This is a genomic window from Methylobacillus sp. MM3, assembly GCF_001645185.1.
Lineage (GTDB): Bacteria > Pseudomonadota > Gammaproteobacteria > Burkholderiales > Methylophilaceae > MM2.
Genome location: NZ_LXTQ01000011.1, coordinates 15,776 through 31,673 on the forward strand (window position 1 = coordinate 15,776; position 15,898 = coordinate 31,673).

18 protein-coding genes are annotated in these 15,898 nt (G+C 60.0%); 13 read left to right on the top strand and 5 right to left on the bottom strand.

Features of this window, described 5'->3' with window-relative positions:
• Position 1 precedes the first annotated feature (1 nt).
• From A7976_RS04300 to A7976_RS04340, 9 genes are all read left to right on the top strand, one after another.
• Positions 2 to 388: a hypothetical protein gene (locus A7976_RS04300; protein WP_067107647.1), complete on the top strand. Its 387-nt coding sequence runs from the start codon at positions 2 to 4 to the stop codon at positions 386 to 388.
• A gap of 125 nt (positions 389 to 513) precedes the next feature.
• Positions 514 to 1,602 carry a bifunctional diaminohydroxyphosphoribosylaminopyrimidine deaminase/5-amino-6-(5-phosphoribosylamino)uracil reductase RibD gene (gene ribD, locus A7976_RS04305; RefSeq protein WP_067107651.1) on the top strand — a complete coding sequence of 363 codons (1,089 nt, stop codon included), beginning with the start codon at positions 514 to 516 and terminating at the stop codon, positions 1,600 to 1,602.
• Positions 1,577 to 2,356, top strand: a complete 780-nt coding sequence (locus A7976_RS04310) for a TatD family hydrolase (protein ID WP_067107654.1) — start codon at positions 1,577 to 1,579, stop codon at positions 2,354 to 2,356. The genes ribD and A7976_RS04310 overlap by 26 nt, the downstream gene beginning before the upstream one ends.
• Positions 2,357 to 2,577: 221 nt before the next feature.
• The gene (gene mtnA, locus A7976_RS04315) at positions 2,578 to 3,660 is read left to right on the top strand and encodes an S-methyl-5-thioribose-1-phosphate isomerase (protein WP_067107657.1); all 1,083 of its coding nucleotides are present in this window, start codon (positions 2,578 to 2,580) and stop codon (positions 3,658 to 3,660) included.
• Positions 3,661 to 3,745: 85 nt separating this feature from the next.
• The gene (locus tag A7976_RS04320; RefSeq protein ID WP_067107659.1) at positions 3,746 to 4,384 is read left to right on the top strand and encodes a class II aldolase/adducin family protein; all 639 of its coding nucleotides are present in this window, start codon (positions 3,746 to 3,748) and stop codon (positions 4,382 to 4,384) included.
• A 4-nt stretch (positions 4,385 to 4,388) separates the two neighbouring features.
• Entirely contained in the window at positions 4,389 to 4,844 is a 456-nt protein-coding gene (locus A7976_RS04325) for a sodium:proline symporter (protein WP_240483800.1), read from the top strand.
• A gap of 120 nt (positions 4,845 to 4,964) precedes the next feature.
• Complete coding sequence (locus A7976_RS04330; RefSeq protein WP_067107665.1) at positions 4,965 to 6,491, top strand: DUF4118 domain-containing protein; 1,527 nt, start codon at positions 4,965 to 4,967, stop codon at positions 6,489 to 6,491.
• Positions 6,488 to 7,180 carry a two-component system response regulator KdpE gene (kdpE, locus tag A7976_RS04335; protein ID WP_067107668.1) on the top strand — a complete coding sequence of 231 codons (693 nt, stop codon included), beginning with the start codon at positions 6,488 to 6,490 and terminating at the stop codon, positions 7,178 to 7,180. Before A7976_RS04330 ends, kdpE begins: the two co-directional genes overlap by 4 nt.
• Before the next feature lie 28 nt (positions 7,181 to 7,208).
• Entirely contained in the window at positions 7,209 to 9,086 is a 1,878-nt protein-coding gene (locus tag A7976_RS04340) for a potassium transporter Kup (protein WP_067107671.1), read from the top strand.
• A gap of 39 nt (positions 9,087 to 9,125) precedes the next feature.
• Here A7976_RS04340 and A7976_RS04345 read toward each other — a convergent pair whose 3' ends face one another.
• From A7976_RS04345 to A7976_RS04355, 3 genes are read right to left on the bottom strand one after another with little or no spacing between them, the layout of a single operon-like run.
• Entirely contained in the window at positions 9,126 to 9,605 is a 480-nt protein-coding gene (locus tag A7976_RS04345; RefSeq protein ID WP_067107674.1) for an SRPBCC family protein, read from the bottom strand.
• On the bottom strand, positions 9,605 to 10,234 hold the full coding sequence (locus A7976_RS04350; protein ID WP_067107676.1) for a hypothetical protein: 630 nt from the start codon (positions 10,232 to 10,234) through the stop codon (positions 9,605 to 9,607). The genes A7976_RS04345 and A7976_RS04350 overlap by 1 nt, the downstream gene beginning before the upstream one ends.
• A 4-nt stretch (positions 10,235 to 10,238) precedes the next feature.
• Complete coding sequence (locus A7976_RS04355; protein ID WP_067107679.1) at positions 10,239 to 10,670, bottom strand: hypothetical protein; 432 nt, start codon at positions 10,668 to 10,670, stop codon at positions 10,239 to 10,241.
• A gap of 248 nt (positions 10,671 to 10,918) precedes the next feature.
• Here A7976_RS04355 and A7976_RS04360 point away from each other — a divergent pair, with 248 nt between their 5' ends.
• The 4 genes from A7976_RS04360 (at position 10,919) to ftsB (ending at position 15,109) form a co-directional block, all read left to right on the top strand.
• Positions 10,919 to 12,550: a CTP synthase gene (locus A7976_RS04360; RefSeq protein ID WP_067107682.1), complete on the top strand. Its 1,632-nt coding sequence runs from the start codon at positions 10,919 to 10,921 to the stop codon at positions 12,548 to 12,550.
• Positions 12,550 to 13,389 carry a 3-deoxy-8-phosphooctulonate synthase gene (gene kdsA, locus A7976_RS04365; protein ID WP_067107685.1) on the top strand — a complete coding sequence of 280 codons (840 nt, stop codon included), beginning with the start codon at positions 12,550 to 12,552 and terminating at the stop codon, positions 13,387 to 13,389. Before A7976_RS04360 ends, kdsA begins: the two co-directional genes overlap by 1 nt.
• Before the next feature lie 96 nt (positions 13,390 to 13,485).
• On the top strand, positions 13,486 to 14,769 hold the full coding sequence (eno, locus tag A7976_RS04370; protein WP_067107688.1) for a phosphopyruvate hydratase: 1,284 nt from the start codon (positions 13,486 to 13,488) through the stop codon (positions 14,767 to 14,769).
• A gap of 16 nt (positions 14,770 to 14,785) precedes the next feature.
• Positions 14,786 to 15,109, top strand: a complete 324-nt coding sequence (gene ftsB / locus A7976_RS04375; protein WP_067107691.1) for a cell division protein FtsB — start codon at positions 14,786 to 14,788, stop codon at positions 15,107 to 15,109.
• Positions 15,110 to 15,154: 45 nt separating this feature from the next.
• Here ftsB and A7976_RS04380 read toward each other — a convergent pair whose 3' ends face one another.
• Positions 15,155 to 15,670, bottom strand: coding sequence for a PepSY domain-containing protein (locus tag A7976_RS04380; protein ID WP_067107694.1), 516 nt, complete (start codon positions 15,668 to 15,670; stop codon positions 15,155 to 15,157).
• A gap of 81 nt (positions 15,671 to 15,751) precedes the next feature.
• Positions 15,752 to 15,898 carry a hypothetical protein gene (locus A7976_RS15145; protein WP_165601718.1) on the bottom strand — a complete coding sequence of 49 codons (147 nt, stop codon included), beginning with the start codon at positions 15,896 to 15,898 and terminating at the stop codon, positions 15,752 to 15,754.

A 15,898-nucleotide genomic window follows, 5' to 3' on the forward strand; every position in this document is an offset into this window, starting at 1 on the left:
CGTGGATGAAAAACCGCAAAAACTGCTGACGGGCCTGGCCATTGCATTTGCGGTTTTCACGTTGCTGGTGACCATCGTTTTCTTTGGCTGGTGGGCGTTCAAGGAACGTCTGGTCTTCGGCGACGAGCCTTTTGACCCGGTGGTGTGGATGAACCCCGATCCGGCGCATTCCTGCGAGCGCGGCGACATGGTGCTGGATATCAAGCGCCGCCTGCTCAAGCCGGGCATGACCAAATCCGAAGTGATGATGCAGTTGGGCCGCCCGTCATGGGAAGAATCTACCCAGATCGAATACGACCTCGGCGTTTGCCTGTGGGTTGTCCATGGCCTGCGCCTGTATTTCGACCCGCAGGAGCGGCTGATGCATAGCGCCATCGTCCAGCATTGATTCCATGTTGCATTCAAACGAATACTGCATTGTCGTCGCTTGCCGTACTACTCGTACTGTCTTCGCGGCTTCGCCTTGTCTTCGTTTGAATGCAATATGGAATACTCCACAGTACTGTTAACCCCATGTTTACAGCCGACGACCATCTCATCATGACGCAGGCGCTGCGTCTGGCGGAGCGCGGCCTCTATACCACTACACCCAATCCCCGCGTCGGCTGCGTTATCGTCAAGGATGGCAAGATTATCGGCGAAGGCTGGCACGAGCGCGCCGGCGGACCGCATGCCGAAGTGCACGCGCTGCGCCAGGCAGGCGAGGCAGCGCGAGGGGCCGATGTGTATGTAACGCTGGAGCCTTGCAGCCACCATGGCCGCACGCCGCCGTGTGCGCTGGCACTGGTCGGCGCAGGCGTGCGTTGCGTGGTGGCGGCGATGAGGGACCCCAATCCCAGGGTCGCGGGGGGCGGGTTTACGCTGCTGGAGTCGCATGGCATCGAAACCCGCAGCGGCTTGATGGAAAGGGAAGCGCAACAGCTTAACCCCGGTTTCAATTCGCGCATGACGCGGGGGCGCCCGTGGGTAACCGCGAAAGTGGCTGCCAGCCTGGATGGGCGTACCGCGCTCGCCAACGGCGTCAGCCAATGGATTACCGGCCCTGCGGCGCGCAGCGACGTGCAACGCTGGCGTGCGCGATCCTGTGCGATCCTGACCGGTATCGGCACGGTACTCGCAGACGACCCGCAAATGACCGTGCGTGAACTCGATATTGGCCGCCAGCCGCTACGCGTAGTGGTGGACAGCCATTTGCGCATTCCCTTGAACAGCAAGATCCTGCAAGGCGGCAATGCCATCATCGCCTGCCTGGAAGGGCAGGCGGAAAAAGCTGCGTCATTGCGTGCCTCGGGTGCCATAGTGCTTGAGCTGCCTGCCGCGGATGGGCATGTCTGCCTTGCGAGCCTGATGCAGGCGCTTGCGGCACAGGAAATCAATGAGGTGCTGGTGGAGGCGGGAACGCTACTGAACGGCGCTTTACTCAGGGCCGGGCTCGTGGATGAAATGGTGCTTTATTACGCGCCAACCCTGCTGGGCAACAAAGCGCGAGGAATGTTCGGCATGCCTGCGCTGACCGAAATGGCCCAGCGCGTCGATCTCGATATCCTGGCGCTCGATCAGATAGGGCGGGATATTCGTGTCCGCGCGCGGCCTCGTCGATAGTCATTGCCATCTGGATGCGGCCGAGTTCGATGCGGACCGCGATCAGGTCGTTGCGGACGCCCAAAAAGCCGGAGTCGAGAGCATCGTGGTGCCGGCCATTGAGCGCGGCAATTTCGATGCGGTGCTGGCGCTATCCCGGCGGTATTCCTGCTGCATTCCTGCTCTGGGAATTCATCCTTTGTACACAGAACGCGCCCTGCCGGAAGACCTGAATGTGCTGCGCGAAAAGCTGGGCGAATCGCGTCCGGCGGCCATTGGCGAAATCGGCCTCGATTACTTCGTGGAAAATCTCGATCGCGACAATCAGGCTTTTTATTACACCGAGCAGTTGAAACTGGCGCGCGAATTCGATTTGCCGGTACTGCTGCACGTGCGCCGCTCAGTAGATCAAATCCTCAAGCATTTACGCCGTATCGAAGTCAGGGGCGGCATCGCCCACGCGTTTAACGGCAGCCGTCAGCAGGCGGAAGTCTTCATCGGCATGGGATTCAAGCTGGGCTTTGGCGGTGCCATGACCTGGCCGCGTGCGCTGCATCTACGCGAGCTGGCGGCAACCTTGCCTTTGGATAGCATCGTTCTGGAAACGGATGCGCCGGATATTCCGCCGGAATGGATAGGCCGCGATGGACGCAATAGCCCAGCACAGTTGCCCAGAATCGCCCAAGTGCTTGCCGAGCTGAGAAGCGTGGATGTGAACGAAATCATTGCAAAAACAACCCGAAATATGCATCAGCTACTACCCCATCTGGGGTAATTTATACACACGACTTTATAAATAACTTTAAGAAATCCGCTAAGCTATTGATGTTTATTGGATGTGTTGTAAGTTATTGATTTTAAAGTTATTAAAAATAAGTTCAATTTTTAGGCGTTTGTAAAAAATCGTTATGTACGCTTGAGTTACGTTTTTAAGTCACAGATATTCACAGAATTATCCACAGATTTTGTGGATAGCACCGAGAAAGAGATTCGACCTTGAAAATACGCGGTTTTCATTACCGTACCATTTGGCCCTCGACCGATACCGCCGCCGTCGAGATCATCGACCAGACCCTGCTCCCGCATGCGTTCGAAGTGCGCCGCTTGTCCTCGGTCAGCGAAATCGCACAGGCGATCAAGACCATGCAAGTGCGCGGTGCACCCTTGATCGGTGCGACGGCGGCCTATGGTGTGGCGCTGGCGATGCAGGAGTCGGGCGATGACGATCGTTTGCAGCAAGTGGGGCGCATCCTGATCGCGACGCGCCCGACGGCGGTCAATCTGCGTTGGGCGGTCGAGCGCATGACGAGCCGGTTGCAGGCGTTGCCGCAAGCGCAGCGGGCGGAAGCCGCATGGCGGGAAGCGGCCGCCATCTGCGATGAAGACGTGGCAGCCAACAAGGCGCTGGGTGAACATGGGCTGGCCATGCTGAAAGCGATGCACGAGAAGCTCGGGCGCCCGCTGAATATCCTGACCCATTGCAATGCCGGCTGGCTTGCCACGGTCGATTGGGGCACGGCGCTGGCGCCGATCTATGCCGCGTTCGACGCCGGCATTCCGCTGCATGTATGGGTGGACGAGACCCGCCCGCGCAACCAGGGCGCGAGCCTCACGGCCTGGGAGCTCGGGCAGCACGGCGTGCCGCATACCGTGATCGCGGATAACGCGGGCGGACACCTGATGCAGCATGGGCAGGTGGATGTTGCCATCGTCGGCGCCGACCGCGTGACTTCCACCGGCGACGTCTGCAACAAGATCGGCACCTATCTCAAGGCGCTTGCGGCGCACGATAACAACGTGCCGTTCTATGCAGCCGTGCCGTCCCCGACCATAGACTGGACCATCAGCGACGGCCGGCGTGACATCCCCATCGAGGAGCGCGGCGAGGAAGAGGTCGCCTGGATGAACGGGCGGCTGGAGGATGGCACGCTGGCGCGCGTCAACATCATGCCGGCCGGCAGCAAGGCGGCCAACCCGGCGTTCGACGTGACGCCGGCGCGGCTGGTGACTGGTATCATCACCGAGCGCGGCATCTGCGGCCCGCTCGAACTGGAAAGGATGTTTCCGAAAAACGCTTGAACCACGGAGGACACGGAGTTCACAGAGGACTTGTGCAGATTTTCTCCGTGTACTCTGTGTGCTCTGTGGTGAAAAAGGTTTTGTCATGACTGCACTTCGAGAACAACTGCTGTCCGTCAGCCGCCGGCTTTCCGAGCTCGGCCTTAACCGCGGCACGTCGGGCAATGCCAGCGTGCGCGACGGCGACGGATTCCTGGTCACGCCATCGGGAATGACGGTAGAGGAAATGACGCCGCGCGACATGGTGTGGATGAGCTTTGACGGCAAGGCGCAGGGTGGGCGCCAACCCTCCAGCGAATGGCGCTTCCATCGCGATATCCTGCAGGCCCGGCCGGAAGTCGGTGCGGTGATCCACACCCATGCGACATTCGCCACGACGCTGGCCTGCCTGCATCGCGAAATTCCGCCGTTTCATTACATGATCGCCGTGGCCGGCGGCGATACCATACGCTGCGCGCCTTATGCCTTGTTCGGCAGCCAGGCGCTTTCCGACGCGGCGCTGTCTGCGCTGCAGGACCGCAAGGCCTGCCTGCTTGCCAATCACGGCATGATCGCCGTCGGGCGCGACCTGGATCAGGCGCTGTCGGTTGCGGTCGAGGTCGAGACCTTGTGCGAGCAATACTGGCGCGCCTTGCAGGCAGGCGAGCCGCAGCTGTTGAGCGACGCGCAGATGGCTGAAGTGATGGAGCAGTTCAAGGGATATGGGAGCTGGAAGCAGGATTAAGAGCTTGTCCGTAAAACTTCGGGCCGTATTTCTGGCTGGTGTCTGCGCGGGTGTTGTCTCCACACTTGCGCAGCTGTTGCTGTGGTGGCTGTCCGGTCAGGATGCGCTTCTGCTGCTGTTGCGCGATGCCCGGCTGACGGCTGCGCTGCTGCTCGGCAGCGCGGTTCTGCCGCCGCCTGCAACATTTGATATCCATGTGATGCTGGCAGCGACGGCAATACATTTCATGCTGTCGATGCTCTATGCGGCCGTGCTGCTGCCATTGGAGCGGACGAGCCTGGCGTCTTCCCTGTTCATCGGTACAGCATTCGGCGTAGCGCTGTACTTCCTCAACCTGCACGGTTTCACTGCAATTTTCCCCTGGTTTGCCGAGGCGCGCGGCGGAATAACGCTTGCCGTTCATGCCGTCTTCGGTATCACGGTGATGCTGGCGTACAGATATTCCGGCATATTGCGATAAGCCCGGCTCGTCACCCTGCGACGCTTGTTACGGGCCGGCCTTGTGCGACGAAATTTATACACATTCTTTATGCCGCAAATGGAAGAATATGCCGTGAATGATTAGCCGTGAATAATCCAGATGATTGAGGGTACTCGTCGAACAACGCTGAACCGGCCCCGCAACTACTTGCTGGCCGCAGGTGCTTGCGGGGCGATGGCATTGATGGCCTTGCCGCTCAGGCCATACCTCGATCTGGTCAATATCGTAATGCTGTTCCTGCTCACGGTATTCCTGGTGTCGTGGCGGCTGGAACAGGGGCCGGCAGTGCTGGCGGCCTTTCTCAGTGTTGCGCTATTCGATTTCTTTTTTGTACCTCCACATCTCACGTTTGCTGTCACGGATATTCAGTACTTGCTGACGTTTGCCGTGATGCTGGTGGTGGCACTGCTTACCGGCCAGATGACGGCCGGGCTGCGCAGGCAGGCGAGGATGGCCCGTTTCGAGGAAAAGCGCACACGGGCGCTTTACGAAATGGCGCGCGCCCTCTCCGGCGCGTTGCGGCTTTCCGAAGTGGTTGCGATCCTGCGCGATTTTTTGCGGGATATAGTGCAGGCTGATGCCGTCTTGCTGATCCCTGATGCACATGGCGAGCTGCACCCGCAGGATGGAACGCGGGTGCCGTACGAATTGCGTCTGGCCGCAGCGGTATACGATGGCGACGCCGATGACAGGCGCGCATCGAAGGCAATGGACGGCGTTTGTTATTACCCGCTGCGGGGCTCAACGCGCATCCGTGGCGTGCTGGCGGTTGCGCCGCTGGACGACGAGGTCTTGCTGCAAGAGGATCAGCCTTTGCTGGAAGCGGTCGCCTCGCTGATTGCCATAGCGGTCGAGCGGCTGCATTACGTCGATGTTGCGCAGCAGGCAGAGGTGCAGATGGCCTCAGAGCGTCTGCGCAGCTCGGTGCTGTCCGCACTGTCGCACGACCTGCGCACGCCGCTGACGATATTGGTCGGTCTCGCCGATACACTGAGCCTTTCCCGGCCGCCGCTTGCCGGCAAACAGCAAGTCATGGCAGAAGCGGTGCGTGATCAGTCCATGCGCATTTCCGGTCTGGTAGAAAACCTGCTCGACATGGCGCGCCTGCATGCAGGCCAGGTCAGGCTGCGCCGCGAATGGCAGCCGTTGGAAGAGGTCGTCGGTGCCAGCCTCAAGTTGCTCGAACACGCGCTTGAAACACACCCGGTCAGGGTGGAGTTGGCGCCGGACCTCCCCCTGCTGGAATTCGACGCGGTTCTGATCGAGCGCGTGCTGTGCAATCTGCTGGAAAACGCCGCTAAATACTCATCTGCTGGTGCTTCCGTCGAAATTTCGGCGCGGCAAAACGGCGCGATGGTCGAGATCTCGGTCTGCGATTCGGGCAGCGGCATTCCATCGGGGCGGCAAGACCGGATATTCGACATGTTCGTGCGCGGTGTGCCTGAATCGCCAACGCCGGGCGTGGGGCTGGGATTGGCGATCTGCCGTGCCATCGTCGAAGCGCATGGCGGAACGATATCGGCCGCCAACCGTGAGCCGGCCGGCGCATGCTTTATGTTTACCCTGCCCGTTGGAAATCCGCCCGAGATCAATGAAGAGAGTTTGCCGCCGGAGGCCGCAACATGAGCGGTCTGCATTCCCGCGTTATCGTGATCGAGGACGAAAAGCAGATTCGCAGTTTCGTCTGCGAAGCACTGGAGCAAGCCGGCTGTCAGGTGTTTGAGGCAGAAACCGGCGCGCAGGGTCTGGTGGAAGCAGGCACACGCAAGCCGGATATCGTCATTCTCGACCTCGGGTTGCCGGATCGCGACGGCGTCGAGGTTGTGCGCGATTTGCGCAGTTGGTCGTCCGTGCCGGTGCTGATTCTTTCCGCGCGCGCCGATGAAACGGACAAGATCGAAGCACTCGATGCCGGAGCGGACGATTACCTGACCAAGCCTTTCGGCATTGGCGAACTACTGGCGCGGGTCCGGGCGCTGCTGCGGCGCAAATCGCGGCTGGCCGGGGATGGCAGCGCTATTGCAGACTTCGGTGGCGTGACGGTGGACATGGTGCGTCGTTCCGTCACGCGTCATGGCGAGCCGATACATCTCACCCCTATCGAATACCGGTTGCTGTGTGCGCTGCTGGCGAGCGAGGGGCGCGTGCTGACGCATCGCCAGTTGCTGCGCGACGTCTGGGGCCCGACCCACGTCGAAAGCAATCATTACCTGCGTGTGTTCGTCGGCCATCTGCGGCAAAAGCTGGAGGCCGATCCGGCACAGCCGCGGCACATCCTCACCGAAACCGGCGTGGGCTACCGCTTCCACCTCTGAATCTTTTTCCAATCGCAAGGATCAATACATGAGTTCACAACCAATGAAGGCGGGAACAGCCGCCCTGTCGCTGGCCGCGCTCGGCGTCGTCTACGGCGACATCGGCACCAGTCCGCTCTATGCCTTGAAGGAGGTGTTCGGGAATGCGCACCATCCTGTGCCGATTACGCCGGACAATGTACTGGGCATCCTTTCCCTGATCTTCTGGTCGTTGATCGTCGTGGTGTCGATCAAGTACGTCGCTTTCGTGATGCGCGCCGACAACAAGGGCGAAGGCGGCATCATGGCATTGATGGCATTGGTGCTGCGCGGAGCGGAAGGCAAGCGCTACGCTCCCTGGCTGATGCTGTTGGGGCTATTCGGCGCAGCCCTGTTCTACGGCGACGGTGTGATTACACCGGCGATTTCGGTGCTGTCGGCGGTAGAAGGGCTGGAAATCGCCACGCCGCTGCTCAAGCCTTATGTGATCCCGGCCACGATACTGGTACTGGCGGTGCTGTTTGCCTGCCAATACAAGGGCACGGCCAAGGTCGGCGCCCTGTTCGGGCCGGTAATGATCCTGTGGTTTTCCACGCTGGGCCTGCTGGGCATCGTCAACATTGTGCAACAGCCGCACGTGCTGACGGCGCTCAATCCGCTGTATGCCGTTTCATTCATGGCGGCAAACACGACATTGGGGTTCCTCGCGCTGGGCGCGGTGTTTCTCGCATTGACCGGCGCGGAGACGCTCTATGCCGACATGGGGCACTTCGGGCGCAAGCCGGTGCAACTGGCGTGGTTCGGCCTGGTGCTGCCGGCGCTGACGCTCAACTATTTCGGCCAGGGCGCGCTGATTCTGCACGACCCCGCAACTATTAAGAATCCGTTCTATTTGCTGGCTCCCGAATGGGCGCTGTACCCCATGGTGGCGCTTGCCACCGCTGCGACCGTGATCGCCTCGCAGGCGGTGATTTCCGGCGTTTATTCCATCACCCAGCAGGCCATCCAGCTGGGTTACTGTCCGCGGATGGAAGTGCGGCACACCTCGGGCGATGCGCAAGGGCAGGTATACATGCCCGGCATCAACTGGCTGCTGTTCCTCGCCGTGGTCGGGCTGGTGCTGGGCTTCGGCTCCTCCACCAGCATCGCGGCGGCCTATGGTATCGCGGTGAGCATGACCATGATCATCACCACCATCCTTGCCTTCATTGTCGTTCGCAGTCTGTGGCGTTGGCACTGGTTGGCGAGCGCGCTGGTGCTGGGCGTTTTCCTTGTGGTCGATCTCGCATTCTTTTCCGCCAATATCGTCAAGATCCATGACGGCGGCTGGTTCCCGCTGACATTCGGTTTCGGCATCTTGCTGCTGATGACTACCTGGAAGCGCGGCCGTTCGCTGCTGCATTCCCGGCTGCTGGCTGATGCGATGCCGCTGGAGGATTTCGTGCGCAATATCTCCGGTTCCAGCGTGCAGACCATCCCCGGCACAGCGGTGTTCATGACCCAGAACCTGAGTGCGGTGCCGCATGCGCTGACGCACAGCCTCAAGCACTACAAGGCGCTGCATGAAAAGATCGTGCTGCTGACCGTGGCGGCGGTGGACGAACCCGTGGTGCCGGATGGCCGGCGGCTGGAAGTCGCACGGATCGACGACCGTTTCTACACGATCACGGTGCGCTACGGCTTCATGGATCAGCCCGATCTGCCGCATGCCTTGTCGCTGTGCGACGCCTCGGTGCTGGCGTTCGACATGATGGATACCTCGTTTTTCCTCGGGCGGGAGACGCTGATCCCGCGCCTTGGTTCGGAGATGGCGCTATGGCGCGAGAAGCTGTTTGTGGCGATGTTTCGTAATGCCGGTAGCGCCGCGGCCTACTTCAAGCTGCCGCCGAATCGTGTGGTGGAGTTGGGTGCGCAGGTGGTGATGTAGCCTTACGTGGATAACACTGCACTATGGCCGATGGACCAGTCACCGTTGCGAGATGCCGACCAGCCGCGCGTTCAGGCACTGCGCCAGGCCTTCGCCGCCTTGCCGCATCAGGATATCGTGGTTCCAGCGGAACAGCGGGCTGGCCAGCGGGCTGAGCAGGCGCATCCATCGTGGCGTCGGGCGTACGTTCCATTCGTAGCGCGCGACGGTAAATTCGCCTTCCGTGGCGAATGTCCAGCGGCCCAATCCCTCCACATCGCCGCTTGCCACGCCTTCGACCATGGTCTGCAATTCCATTTGCGTGACCTGCACGTCGAACGTCAGCCGGTAGGGCAGGCGGCCTTTCCAGGTGTAGCGTCTTATGCTGCCGATGCCGTTGGCGTCGCCGCCGGCCAGTTCTTCCACCTGTTCGACGCCTTGCCACCATTCCGGCCATGCCAGCGAATCCTCGATGGCCTTGCATACGGCCGCACGCGGGGCATCGAGTTTCCAGATAGTCAGGAAATGATATTCGCGCATCAGTCCTGTGGGTCGAAGAGGTTGGCGGGCAGCGCCACATCGATTTCCGCATCATTCATGCGCACGGTTTCGAGGATGGCGTCGTTGCGGTCGCGGCTGATGACTTTTACAGGAAAAAGCGTCTCCGCATCCAGCCACAATTCATAGCGATGGACGCCGGCGACGGCGTAATTCCCTTCGCCAACCACGTCGATGTGTTGTGTAGGGCGCTGTTCGAGGAGTTGCTCGCCATGTGCCGTCATGGCGCCGCCTTGCTTGAGCGCCTTGACATTGTCCAGCAAGGCGCCCACGTCCGATTTGTCTACCTGTTGACCACGTGGGCTGCGAATCAGCGGATTTTCCGGACTGAGTTTCAGTTCCGGAAAGCGTCCGGCGCCGAACGGCCACAGGCGGGCGCGCTGTGTTGACGGGTCATAGACCAGTACCGCCCCGGCATGCGGGTGGATAAATTCCATGCGCACACGGCCTGGCTTGCTGTAGAAGTAACGCAGACGCTCTTCGCCGTCGGCATGCGTTGAATGCAGTGTGACGCGATAGGTCTGGATTTCGCGGAAGCGCTCGATGGCGAGATCCAGCATGTCCGGGCTTGCACCGGTCAATGCGGCGGCAATCAGCAATGTGCTCAGCATTTGCTCAATCGACGACTTCCAGGGTGCCTTCCATGCCTTTGGCGCGATGGCTTTTCAAGAACAGCAGCTTGTTCTTGCAATAGAACGTAAAGCTGCCGGTTGCGGTCGGAGTGAAGCGGATTTTCTTCGGCTCGGAGCTCAGTTTTTCATCTATCTGCATGCCGGCTTCGGGCGCGTCGATGACGAGGCTGTGCGGGACGATGCCGCGTTCCAGGGTGACGCCGAGTTCTACTGGAACGTTGACTTTGACGATCACCCGGTTGGGGCGGAAGAAGTAATTGCCGCCGACGATGCTGACATGCTGTATGCCGTCGGGGGCGGTAAAGGCGCGGTAGGTTTCTTCGGCGGGAACATGCGAGGGGGGCGGCTCCTCGGCAAGCGCCAAGGCGGTAAAAAGTGTCGCCATGAAGAGGAAGCTGGCAGCGATGGGTTTCATGATGTCCTCCTTGCGCCGCAAAGTGGTGCGAAGGCGGCGTGGGTAGAAACGACGAAGTGTTTCATTCGAGGCCTGAAAGCCGTTTAAAAAATTCCTGCGAAGGCCATCCCGGTTACATTTTTTTAAACAGTTTCTTACAACAGGATATTACTCCTTTTGCCGCACAAGGGTATCCAGAGGTTTCATTGTGACCCCATCCCGTTTCCGGTAAAATGGCCCCCCGTCCGCCTCACTCAAAAGCACTTTTCATGACCAAATACGTATTCGTCACCGGCGGCGTGGTTTCTTCCCTGGGCAAGGGCATTGCCGCCGCTTCTCTCGGCGCCATTCTCGAGTCCCGCGGCATCCGGGTCACCATGCTAAAACTGGATCCCTATATCAATGTGGACCCAGGCACCATGAGTCCGTTCCAGCACGGCGAGGTGTTCGTCACTGACGACGGCGCCGAGACCGACCTCGACCTGGGCCACTACGAACGCTTCATCAGCGCCCGCATGGGCAAACGCAACAACTTCACCACCGGCCAGGTGTACGAGAACGTCATCCGCAAGGAGCGGCGCGGCGAGTACCTCGGCAAGACGGTGCAGGTGATCCCGCACATTACCGATGAAATCAAGGCCAACATCAAGCGCGGCGCCGAGGGCGCCGAAGTGGCGATCGTCGAAGTCGGTGGCACGGTGGGCGACATCGAATCGCTGCCCTTCCTGGAAGCCATCCGCCAAATGGGCATCGAAGAAGGCCGCGGCAATGCCTGCTATGTGCACCTGACGCTGCTGCCGTGGATTCCTACCGCCGGCGAACTCAAGACCAAGCCGACGCAGCACTCGGTGAAGGAATTGCGCGAAATCGGTATCCAGCCCGATATTCTTTTGTGCCGCGCCGACCGCTCCATCCCGGACGACGAGCGCCGCAAGATTGCGCTGTTTACCAATGTCGCGCCCGAGGCGGTGATTTCCGCCATCGACGCCGACAGCATCTACAAGATCCCCGGCATGCTGCACGACCAGATGCTGGATGAGATCGTCTGCCACAAGCTGGGTATCCTGGCGCGCGCGGCCGATCTTTCCGCATGGAAGAAACTGACCGACGCGGTCGAGCATCCGGATCACCAGATCGACATCGCCTTTGTCGGCAAGTACGTCGACCTGACCGAATCCTACAAATCGCTGACCGAGGCGCTGATTCATGCCGGCATGCATACCCGCTCCAAGGTCAAGATTCACTACATGGATTCCGAAGACATCGAGAAGAGCGGCTGCGAGGTGCTGAAAAACATGGACGCGATCCTGGTGCCCGGCGGCTTCGGCAAGCGCGGCACGGAAGGCAAGATCGCGGCGATCCGCTATGCCCGCGAAAACAAGGTGCCTTATCTCGGCATCTGCCTCGGCATGCAGTTGGCCGTGATCGAGTTCGCGCGCGACGTCGCAGGTCTCGAAAAAGCCAACAGTACGGAATTCGATCCGGATTCGCCGCATCATGTGGTCGGCCTGATTACGGAATGGAAAGATGCTTCCGGCAAGGTCGAGAAGCGCGACGAGAACTCCGATCTCGGCGGCACCATGCGCCTCGGCGCGCAGAAATGCCCCATCGTCCCCGACACGCTGGCCGAAAAGATTTATGGCCCCGAAGTCAACGAGCGTCATCGCCACCGTTATGAAGTCAACAACCATTATGTTGACCAATTGAAGACTGCAGGCCTCGTTGTTTCCGCGCGTACTCCGACCGAAAACCTGTGCGAGATGATTGAACTGCCGCAGGACGTACACCCGTGGTTCGTCGCCTGCCAGTTCCACCCGGAATTCACTTCCAACCCGCGCGCCGGCCATCCGCTGTTCAAGGCGTATGTCGAGGCCGCGATCCAGCGTAAGGAAAGCAAATAATGAAACTGTGCGGTTTTGAAGTCGGCCTGAATCAGCCCTTGTTCCTGATTGCCGGCCCATGCGTGATCGAGTCCGAGCAGATGGCGATGGATACCGCCGGCCAGCTCAAGGAACTCTGTGCCGAGCTGGGCATCAATTTCATCTACAAGTCGTCCTACGACAAGGCCAATCGCAGCTCCAACAAGACCTTCCGCGGCCTCGGCATGCAGGAAGGGTTGCGCATCCTCAGCGAAGTGAGGAAGCAGATCGGCGTGCCGGTGCTGACCGATGTGCATAACGAAAACGAAGTCCCGGAAGTGGCTGCCGTGGTCGATGTGTTGCAAACGCCTGCCTTCCTCTGCCGCCAGACCGATTTCATCCAGGCCTGCGCGGCGACCGGCAAGCCGGTCAATATCAAGAAGGGCCAGTTCATGGCGCCGTGGGACATGAAGAATGTCGTGGACAAGGCCAAGGCGGCCAATGGCGGCGCGGACACCATCATGGTGTGCGAGCGCGGCGCCTCCTTCGGCTACAACACGCTGGTGTCCGACATGCGCGGCCTCGCCGTAATGCGCAATACCGATTGCCCGGTGGTGTTCGACGCCACCCACTCGGTGCAGCAGCCGGGCGGGCAGGGCGACAAGAGCGGCGGCCAGCGCGAGCATGTTCCGGTGCTGGCGCGCGCTGCGGTGGCGAGTGGCGTGGCGGGCGTGTTCATGGAAACACACCCCAACCCGGCTGTCGCGATGTCCGACGGCCCCAACGCGTGGCCATTGCACATGATGAAGCCGCTGCTGACCACGCTGGCTGAGATCGACCGGCTGGTCAAACAGCACGGGTTTATTGAACAACAGCTCTGAACCACGGAGAGTACACGGAGAACACCGGGAATAAAAATTCCCGTTTCTCCGTGCGCTTTGTGGTGAGAGCTTTCATTGTGAAAAGGAAAAATATAGATGAGTGCTATCGTCGACATCATCGCGCGTGAAATTCTCGACTCGCGCGGTAACCCGACTGTTGAAGCCGATGTTCTGCTGGAGTCCGGCATCATCGGCCGCGCCGCCGTGCCTTCCGGTGCTTCCACCGGCAGCAAGGAGGCCGTGGAACTGCGCGACGGCGACGATAGCCGCTATCTGGGCAAGGGTGTGCTCAATGCAGTGGAGAGCATCAATACCGAAATTGCCGAAGCCATCGTCGGCCTCGACGTCGAAGAGCAGAGCTTCATCGACACCACGCTGATCGATCTCGACGGCACCGAAAACAAGGGTCGCCTCGGCGCCAACGCACTGCTGGCCGTTTCGATGGCCTGCGCCCGCGCAGCCGCCGAAGAGTCCGGCCTGCCGCTGTATCGCTACCTCGGCGGCTCCGGCCGCATGCAATTGCCGGTGCCGATGATGAATATCATCAACGGCGGCGCGCACGCCTCCAACAGCATCGACATGCAGGAATTCATGGTGATCCCGGCCGGTCGCCCGACCTTCCGCGAAGCGATCCGTTGCGGCGCCGAAGTGTTCCATGCGCTGAAGAAAATCCTGCACAAGAAGGGCCTGGCCACCACCGTCGGCGACGAAGGCGGCTTCGCCCCCGATCTGCCGACCAACGAAGCGGCGCTGCAATACATCATGGAAGCGATCTCCGCCGCAGGTTACGAGCCCGGCAGCGACGTGTTGATCGGCATCGACTGCGCCAGCACCGAATTCTACAAGGACGGCCTGTACCACATCGAGTCCGAAGGCCTGCAACTCAATTCCGAGCAGTTCGGCGACTACCTTGCCACTTGGTGCGACAAGTACCCGATCATCAGCATCGAAGACGGCATGAGCGAATTCGACTGGGACGGCTGGAGCATGCTGACCCAGCGTCTGGGCGACGCGGTGCAGCTGGTCGGCGACGACCTGTTCGTTACCAACGCCCGCATCCTGAAGGAAGGCATCCAGCGCGGTGTCGCGAACTCCATCCTGATCAAGGTCAACCAGATCGGCACGCTGACCGAAACCTTCGACGCGATCGAAACCGCCAAGCGCGCCGGCTATACCTCCATCATTTCGCACCGCTCCGGCGAAACCGAAGATACCACCATCGCCGATATTGCCGTCGCGACCAACGCGCTGCAAATCAAGACCGGCTCGCTGTCGCGTTCAGAACGCATCGCCAAGTACAACCAGCTCTTGCGCATCGAGGAAGAGCTGGGCGGCGGCAGCTACCCCGGCCGCGATGCGTTTTACCAGTTGATCGGCTGATCGGCATTACGCCTGCATGCGCTGGCTCACCCTGGTTTTCGTACTGCTGATCGCCCTGCTGCAATACCCGTTGTGGCTGGGTAAGGGGAGCTGGCTGCGGGTATGGGATTTGAGCCAGCAGATCGACAAGCAAAAAGAAGCCAACGCCACGCTCAAGGCACGCAACGACACCCTGGACGCCGAAGTGCGTGACCTCAAGCAAGGTTATGGCGCCATTGAAGAGCGCGCCCGCAGCGAGTTGGGCATGGTGAAGCAGGACGAAGTGTTCTACCAGGTGATGGATGGCGGCACACTTCCGCCGCCGCCCGCCAAGCCTGCAGTTCCGACTCCGGACAAATAAAAAGGCACCCCGATCCGGGGTGCCTTTTTGCTGGCGTGGCGAGAATTACTTCTCTTCGCCGATCTGATAGATTTCTTCTTCCGGCTCTTCATCCAGTTTTCCGGTCACGGCGTCGATTTCAACTTCCATTTCCTTGCCATTGGCAGTCTTGATATCGAACTCGTAAGAAATGCTGCCATCGGATTCGATCGCGTATTCCGTTTCAAGAACTTCGCCGGCATGGATTGCCAGGGCGGCCTTCCTGGCTTCTTCCATGGAGAGTCTGGCCTTGGAGGTGAAGCGTGCATCGTTGGCGGTGACTTCTTCCTCTTCTTCAATCACCTTGCCGGATTTGGCGTCGCATTCGACTTCCCACTCCTTGCCATCCTGGGTGCGAATGTCGAATTCATAGATGGCCTTGCCCTTTGCGATTTCGGCTTCCAGGGTTTGAACGTTACCCGGATGCTTTGCCTGCGCGGCTTTCATGCAGGTTTCCAGTGCGTCGGCGTGCTTGGCAGCGGCGTAGGCAGACGGCGTGGCGAAAAGCGCAGCGACGACCAGCGCAAATAACTTCTTGTTCATGACAATCTCCGTTTATTTTCCAGATTCGTGGGGGCGCGAATTATACAGAAATCACGGCGATATGAAAGTATCGTATTGATTTTAAATGAAAAAATGGCTGATATCAGCCATGTGGTTGCCTGCATCCATTCCATGCAATGCCCGTTCTGCGGCGTACATCGGTAAATCAAGCAGTTGCGGCTGCCTCGCATGCGGCACATTTATTGCCATTGAGACATGTTCCTGCAT

What these genes read in the sequence shown, in the direction of transcription:
- ribD (WP_067107651.1), top strand. Translation starts at nt 514, where the DNA reads ATGTTTACAGCCGACGACCATCTCATCATGACGCAGGCGCTGCGTCTG.
- A7976_RS04320 (WP_067107659.1), top strand. Translation starts at nt 3,746, where the DNA reads ATGACTGCACTTCGAGAACAACTGCTGTCCGTCAGCCGCCGGCTTTCC.
- A7976_RS04330 (WP_067107665.1), top strand. Translation starts at nt 4,965, where the DNA reads ATGATTGAGGGTACTCGTCGAACAACGCTGAACCGGCCCCGCAACTAC.
- kdpE (WP_067107668.1), top strand. Translation starts at nt 6,488, where the DNA reads ATGAGCGGTCTGCATTCCCGCGTTATCGTGATCGAGGACGAAAAGCAG.
- A7976_RS04340 (WP_067107671.1), top strand. Translation starts at nt 7,209, where the DNA reads ATGAGTTCACAACCAATGAAGGCGGGAACAGCCGCCCTGTCGCTGGCC.
- A7976_RS04345 (WP_067107674.1), bottom strand. Translation starts at nt 9,605, where the DNA reads ATGCGCGAATATCATTTCCTGACTATCTGGAAACTCGATGCCCCGCGT.
- A7976_RS04350 (WP_067107676.1), bottom strand. Translation starts at nt 10,234, where the DNA reads ATGCTGAGCACATTGCTGATTGCCGCCGCATTGACCGGTGCAAGCCCG.
- A7976_RS04355 (WP_067107679.1), bottom strand. Translation starts at nt 10,670, where the DNA reads ATGAAACCCATCGCTGCCAGCTTCCTCTTCATGGCGACACTTTTTACC.
- A7976_RS04360 (WP_067107682.1), top strand. Translation starts at nt 10,919, where the DNA reads ATGACCAAATACGTATTCGTCACCGGCGGCGTGGTTTCTTCCCTGGGC.
- kdsA (WP_067107685.1), top strand. Translation starts at nt 12,550, where the DNA reads ATGAAACTGTGCGGTTTTGAAGTCGGCCTGAATCAGCCCTTGTTCCTG.
- eno (WP_067107688.1), top strand. Translation starts at nt 13,486, where the DNA reads ATGAGTGCTATCGTCGACATCATCGCGCGTGAAATTCTCGACTCGCGC.
- ftsB (WP_067107691.1), top strand. Translation starts at nt 14,786, where the DNA reads ATGCGCTGGCTCACCCTGGTTTTCGTACTGCTGATCGCCCTGCTGCAA.
- A7976_RS04380 (WP_067107694.1), bottom strand. Translation starts at nt 15,670, where the DNA reads ATGAACAAGAAGTTATTTGCGCTGGTCGTCGCTGCGCTTTTCGCCACG.
- A7976_RS15145 (WP_165601718.1), bottom strand. Translation starts at nt 15,898, where the DNA reads ATGCAGGAACATGTCTCAATGGCAATAAATGTGCCGCATGCGAGGCAG.